Annotated in this window: 6 protein-coding genes; 4 read left to right on the top strand and 2 right to left on the bottom strand. The window is 71.3% G+C overall.

Annotation, left to right across the window (positions count from 1 at the left end):
- Positions 1-104: 104 nt before the first annotated feature.
- The 4 genes from VFZ20_RS05350 to VFZ20_RS05335 all read left to right on the top strand — a co-directional run bounded on the left by VFZ20_RS05350 (position 105) and on the right by VFZ20_RS05335 (position 4,352).
- Positions 105-1,250, top strand: a complete 1,146-nt coding sequence (locus VFZ20_RS05350; RefSeq protein ID WP_329682804.1) for a sensor histidine kinase — start codon at positions 105-107, stop codon at positions 1,248-1,250.
- On the top strand, positions 1,247-1,936 hold the full coding sequence (locus VFZ20_RS05345) for a response regulator transcription factor (RefSeq protein WP_329682803.1): 690 nt from the start codon (positions 1,247-1,249) through the stop codon (positions 1,934-1,936). Before VFZ20_RS05350 ends, VFZ20_RS05345 begins: the two co-directional genes overlap by 4 nt.
- A gap of 469 nt (positions 1,937-2,405) precedes the next feature.
- On the top strand, positions 2,406-3,650 hold the full coding sequence (locus VFZ20_RS05340) for a DUF1343 domain-containing protein (RefSeq protein WP_329682802.1): 1,245 nt from the start codon (positions 2,406-2,408) through the stop codon (positions 3,648-3,650).
- A gap of 222 nt (positions 3,651-3,872) precedes the next feature.
- The gene (locus VFZ20_RS05335) at positions 3,873-4,352 is read left to right on the top strand and encodes a hypothetical protein (RefSeq protein ID WP_329682801.1); all 480 of its coding nucleotides are present in this window, start codon (positions 3,873-3,875) and stop codon (positions 4,350-4,352) included.
- A 92-nt stretch (positions 4,353-4,444) separates the two neighbouring features.
- Here the strand turns inward: VFZ20_RS05335 and VFZ20_RS05330 are convergent, their stop codons facing one another.
- Positions 4,445-5,386, bottom strand: coding sequence for a phosphotransferase (locus VFZ20_RS05330; protein WP_329682800.1), 942 nt, complete (start codon positions 5,384-5,386; stop codon positions 4,445-4,447).
- A 186-nt stretch (positions 5,387-5,572) separates the two neighbouring features.
- Positions 5,573-6,214 (bottom strand): phosphomethylpyrimidine synthase ThiC (locus VFZ20_RS05325; RefSeq protein WP_329682799.1); only part of this gene is annotated, 642 nt, incomplete at its 5' end.

Raw genomic sequence — 6,214 nt, 5'->3', positions numbered from 1 at the left:
TGGGGGAGGTGCGAGCCTGAGCGAGCGGAGGGGGCGTTCGCGAGGAGGCGCGCGAGGCGGACGAACCCCGCGCGCGAGGAACGGACCTGGACCAAGGACGGCTTTTGGAATTGCAGGAAGGGATTGGATGGCTGGCCGTGGGCGCCGGCCCGCCGGCGGAGGGCGCGCACCCGGACGGGAGCGCGCGACCCCGGCGGGGCACCATGCCCCGGATGGATGAAGGGAAGCCCCCGCGCCCCCTGCCGGACTCCGGCGGGGCGCGGGGGCTCCTGCGCGTTCCCCTGCTGCAAAAGCTGGTCGTGGCGGACCTGGTCATCAACCTGGTGGCCTACTTCGTCATGCGCGGGGCCAGCGCGCAGTACGCGGACGAGATCATGCTGGGCTCGCTTCTCATCACCCTCTCGCTGAACACCGTGCTCGTCTACTGGTCGCTGCGTCCACTCCAGGCGCTGCAGATGACGGCCGCGCGCGTGGCCGCCGGCGACCTGGAGGCCCGCGTATCCCCGTCACGGCTGGCGGACCGCAACATCGCGCGCATCGGCATCACCCTCAACGCGCTGCTGGACCGGCTGCTGGCGGACCAGGCCCGCGTGCGCTACCTGACGGCGCAGGCCATCGGCGCGGCCGACGCGGAGCGCGCGCACCTCGCCCGCGAGCTGCACGACAGCACGGCGCAGTCGCTGAGCGCCGTGGAGATGCTGCTGGCCGCCACGCTGGCCGACGCGCCGGCCGGGCCCGCCGGCGCCGGCCTGCGCGAGCGGCTGGGCACCATGCGCGAGGTGGTGACGGAGGCCCTGCGCGAGGTGCGCACGCTGTCGCACCGCGTGCATCCCAGCGCCCTGGAGCACCTGGGCTTGGCCGCCGCGCTGGAGATGCTGGCCAAACGGACGCTGGAGCAGACGGCCATCCAGAGCCGCGTGGAGGCACGCGTGCACGCGGCCATCTCGCCGCTGGTGGCGTCCGTGCTGTACCGCGTGGCGCAGGAGGCGCTGAACAACGCGCTGCGCCACGCCGGCGCGCGCGGCATCTCCGTGCGGCTGGAGGTGGACGAGCACACGGCGCGGCTCACCGTGCGGGACGACGGCACGGGGTTCGACGTCAAGGCGGCCGAGTCCGCGCGAACGGGGATGGGGCTGTTCATGATGCGCGAGCGGCTGGTGCTGGTGAATGGCGAGCTGTTCATCCACAGCGACCTCGGGCGCGGCACCACGGTGCAGGCCGACGCGCCCAACACGGCAGAGGCACGGTGACGGAGCAATCCCCGGAGGGGCAGCGCATCCGCGTGCTGCTGGCGGACGACCACAGCGTGGTGCGGCTGGGGCTGCGCGCGCTGCTGGGCGCCGCGCCCGACATCGAGGTCGTGGGCGAGGCCACCAACGGCGCCGAGGCCGTGGAGCGCGTGCAGGCGCTGAACCCCGACGTGGTGGTGATGGACGTGTCCATGGCGGGAATGGACGGCGTGGCGGCCACGCGCGAGCTCACGCGGCTGCAGGTGCCCACGCGCGTGCTGGTGCTCACCATGCACGACGAGGAGGCGTACCTGGTGCCCCTGCTGGAAGCGGGCGCCATGGGATATGTAGTCAAGAGCGCGGCCAGCGCCACGCTGCTGGGCGCCGTGCGGACGGTGGCGCAGGGCCGCCGCTTCGTCCGGCCGGAGGCGGCGCCGGTGCTGGCGGAGGAGTTCGTGCGCCGCACCGCCGTGGACGAGACGCGCCAGCGGTACGAGTCGCTCAGCGAGCGGGAGCGGTCCGTGTTCCTGCTCTTTGCGCAGGGCTACTCCACGTCGCAGATCGGCGAGCGGCTGTTCATCAGCGCCAAGACGGCGGACACGTATCGCCGCCGCATCAACGAGAAGCTGGGGATGAGCGAGCGGGCGGATTACGTGCGCCTGGCGCTGGGCCTGGGCCTTCTCGCCGCCCCCGAATCCCCGTCCTGACGCCGATCAGGCTCGGTGGATGACCGACAACGCGGGGAGCACCGATCCCGGTGCTCCCCGCGCCTTTTGTATGATACACTGCCCCCCTGCACCCGCCGCGAAAACGCGTCATCCTGAGGAGCCGCCGCGCGATGATCGCCCGTGCACGATCCATGGCGGCGACGAAGGATCTTGCGTGCGATACTCGGAGCCGGCTCCCGCGCGCGGAATCGGCCCCCGAGGCACGCACGCAAGATCCTTCGGTCGCGCCCCAAGGCCTTGTGCGCGTGCAGGTCCGCGCGGGCGCTCCCTCAGGATGACGCTTTCTGCGGAGGTCGGGGAAAGGGGTCGAAGATCGCGCCGAGCGCGATCCGCATCCGCCACGCTGCCTTGCGCTTGACCGTGCTTTCCCGCCGCGCTCCATTGCACGGGCAACCGGACGATGCGCATCCGATACGATCATCCCCATCCGCCACGCAGAAGAGAGACGATGAAGATCCTGCTGTCCGCCGCGCTCCTGCTGGCCGCGTGCGCCCAGGCGCCGGCGCCCGCGTCCGAATCGGCGGCGGTGGCGCGCGCGGATTCCGTGCAGCCCGTGCGGCCGGGGATCGAAACCTTCCTGGCGGACGTGCCGGCGCGGCTGCGGGGCAAGCGCGTGGGCCTCATCACCAACCAGTCGGGGATCGACCGCGCGCGCAACTCGGACATTGACTTGATCGCGCGCCATCCGCAGCTCACGCTCGTGGCCCTGCTGGCGCCGGAGCACGGCATCCGCGGCACGGTGGAGGCCGGCGAGCGCATCGGCGACGAGCGCGATCCGCGCACGGGCGTCCCCATCTACTCGCTGTACCAGTCGGAGGATCGCGGCCCCACGCCGGAGATGCTGCGCGACGTGGACGTGCTGATCTACGACCTGCAGGAGGTGGGCGGCCGCACGTGGACGTACGTCTCCACCATGGCGCTGGCCATGCAGGCCGCCGCGCGCAAAGGCATTCCGTTCGTCGTGCTGGACCGGCCGAATCCCATCGGCGGCGACATCGTGGAAGGGGCGCTGCTGGACCCGCGCTTCACGTCGTTCGTGGGAATGTACCCCATCCCCGTGCGCCACGGGATGACGGTGGGCGAGCTGGCCACCTTCTTCAACCAGGCGCACGGCATCGGCGCGGACCTGGTCGTCGCACGGGTGGCGGGATGGGAGCGGTCACGGTGGATGGACGAGACGGGGCTGCCGTGGATCAACCCGTCGCCCAACCTGCGCTCCCTCGCCGCGCTGACGAGCTACCCGGGATCTGTCTACTTCGAGGGGACCAACGTCTCCGAGGGCCGCGGCACGGACCGCCCGTTCGAGCAGGTGGGCGCGCCGTGGCTGGACGCACCGCGCGTGGCGGATGCAATGAACGCCATGCGGCTGCCGGGCGTCCGCTTCGATCCCGTCACCATGTCCGTGGCGTCGACGGCCGGGAAGTACCCGGGGCAGACGATCCCCGCCATCCGCTTCGTCGTCACGGACCGGCTGGCGTATCGCCCCGTCCGCACGTCGCTGCTGCTGATCGACGAGATCCACCGGACGCACCCGCGCGAGTTCGAGTGGACGCGCACCATCGACCGCCTCACGGGCTCGGACCGCGTGCGGCTGGCGGTCGAGAACGGCACGCTGCCCGCCTTGCTGGAGGATTGGGACCGCGAGGCCGCCGCCTTCGCCGAGAGCCGCAAGCCGTATCTGCTCTACCCCTGATCCCCCTCGCTCCACGGGTGATTCAACCCTGACGCGAACGGCGCGGCGCGCTTGACCGACACAGCCACGGATTGGCCGCGCCGGTCCGGCAACGTGGCTGCGCGCATGGAGTTGCCTCGATCTTGCGATCTCCGTCGCCTGGCAGGACCCGCGAATCGACCTTCACCCGCCATCGAGGGGTAGCGTGTGACGCTCATCACGTGCAGGGAATGCGGCGGTACGATGTCGGACCAGGCGGCGGCCTGTCCGCACTGCGGCGCGCCGGCCGGAGGCACGTTCGCTGGGGCACCGGGCCCGCGGCGCGGACACGGGTGGGAGGGCAAGCTCTACGTGGGCCTGTGCTACGCCGCCGCCGTGTTCATCGCGCTCGGCGGCCTGCTGATCCTGGTGATGCCGATGGCCAGCGAGCCGCGCATCCGTGACACGGCGGAGCCCGGGATGATCCTGGCGTCCTACGGCGGATTGACGGCGCTGATGTTTGCCTGCGCCCGCGGCGTGCAGCGGTTTCGCGCGTGGGGCTGGTGGCTGGCGACGGGTATTTCCCTGCTCGCGGTGGTCGTCTGCGTCTACGCCCTGCTGAACCCGCCCGCGGGCACGGCGCCATCCAGCGTGCGCACGAGCGCGCTGCTCTTCATCGCCTTCCACGCCGTCTTCCTGCGCTACTTCCTGGCCCGCCGCCGCGACTTCGGCATCGGCGTGTAAGCGCGGCCGATCGAACGAAAACACGCGGGGAGCACTCGCCGGTGCTCCCCGCGTCGTTCATCGCCCCGTCTGGCCTCGACCGATCCATCGACCTACGTGGCGAGACCTTCCTTCATCAGCGCCAGCCCGAACGCCCACTGCCCCTCCGCCCCGGCGATGTTGAGCTCGCCGGCACGCATCCGCTGGTAGATGTCGGCGAGCGACGCGGGGGACTCGGCCGTTTCGCCGCCGGTCGCGCCGGGGTGGCCACCCCGCCGGGCGAGGTCCAGGAAGTTGGCGCCGGCCAGCGCCGCCACCAGCCGGCGGTTGTAGGCGAACCCGGCGGGAAGCGCGTCCACCGGCTCGCCCTCGTACGCCGCGAGCAGCTGGCGGCAGGCGTCGCCGTCCATCCGCAGGAAGACGGAGACGGTGGCGAGGTCGAAGAACGGATCGTTCGGCGCGGCCGTGTCCCAGTCCAGCAGCACGAGCCGCTCGCCGTCGAGCACGAAGTTGGACGGATTCACGTCGTTGTGGCTCAGCACGGGAGCGCCGCCCCGCGCGGGCGCCTCTTCCGCCAGCACCCCCTGGACCATTTCCCGCGCGAACTCCGGAATCGCCATGCCGCCGCGGACGGCCGTCCACGTATCGACGAGGAACGCCCGCGGGTCCGCCGGCCGCGCGTCCGTCGGGAGCGGAATTGCGTGCACCCGGCGCAGCGTCTGTCCCAGCAGCGTGATGGCGGCGCCGCGCGTCTGCGGGTTCCCGTACAGCGCGAAGAACGGAGCGCCCGCCACGAACTCGCTCACGACCGCGCGCCGCGCCTCGTCCTCGTGGACCACCCGCGGCGCCACCCCCGCGTCGGCCGCGAGCTGCTGGACGTGCAGCTTGCCGCGCCACGCGTCGAGCGGCTCGCCGGGGGCGGACACCTTCAGCACGAACGCCCGCCCGCCGGCGTCCACGCGGTGGACGCCGGCCCCCGAGAGCCCCTGCGCGATGCGGGTGATGGTGGTGTCGGGCCCACGCAGCTCCGCGGGCAGGCAGTCGTCGAGGTTCATCGGTTGAGGCTTCCGTATCCGTTTTGGTGCCGACAGCGATGATCTACTCAGCTCACCAACAACACTGCTGCCAACGTGGTTGTTGGCAACCCGGAGTGTGAAGAGAACACGTGGCCTTTCAAAGCCGCAATGGAGAAGCCCCGCCTGCAGATGCACAGGCGGGGCTTCGGCTTTCGGCTGATCAGGTCAATCCGCCGCGACCGTCTCCTCCACTTCGGCCGACGCCTCCGCCGCGACGATGCTGTCGGCGGGCAGGTACACCTCGCCGCCGCGCTCGCGGAACTCGGCGGACTTCCGCGCCATGCCGGTCTGCGCCTCCTCCAGCTTGGCCGCGTAGTCGCGCACGTCCTGCGTGATCTTCATGCTGCAGAACTTGGGGCCGCACATGCTGCAGAAGTGCGCGATCTTGGCGCCCTCCGCCGGCAGCGTCTCGTCGTGGTACGCCAGCGCCGTCACCGGGTCCAGCGACAGGTTGAACTGGTCGCGCCAGCGGAACTCGAACCGCGCCTTCGACAACGCGTTGTCCCACTCCTGCGCGCGCGGATGACCCTTGGCCAGGTCCGCGGCGTGGGCCGCGATCTTGTACGTGATCACGCCCGCCTTCACGTCGTCGCGGTTGGGCAGGCCCAGGTGTTCCTTGGGCGTCACGTAGCACAGCATGGCCGTGCCGTGCCACCCGATCTGCGCCGCGCCGATGGCGCTCGTGATGTGGTCGTACCCCGGCGCGATGTCCGTCGTGAGCGGCCCCAGCGTGTAGAACGGCGCCTCGTGGCACCACTCCAGCTGCTTGTCCATGTTCTCCTTGATGAGATGCATGGGCACGTGGCC

The sequence above is a fragment of the Longimicrobium sp. genome (assembly GCF_036280135.1).
In the GTDB taxonomy this organism is placed as follows: domain Bacteria; phylum Gemmatimonadota; class Gemmatimonadetes; order Longimicrobiales; family Longimicrobiaceae; genus Longimicrobium.
This window is presented reverse-complemented; position numbering and strand designations above follow the sequence as displayed.

What these genes read in the sequence shown, in the direction of transcription:
- VFZ20_RS05340 (WP_329682802.1), top strand. Translation starts at nt 2,406, where the DNA reads ATGAAGATCCTGCTGTCCGCCGCGCTCCTGCTGGCCGCGTGCGCCCAG.
- VFZ20_RS05335 (WP_329682801.1), top strand. Translation starts at nt 3,873, where the DNA reads ATGTCGGACCAGGCGGCGGCCTGTCCGCACTGCGGCGCGCCGGCCGGA.
- VFZ20_RS05330 (WP_329682800.1), bottom strand. Translation starts at nt 5,386, where the DNA reads ATGAACCTCGACGACTGCCTGCCCGCGGAGCTGCGTGGGCCCGACACC.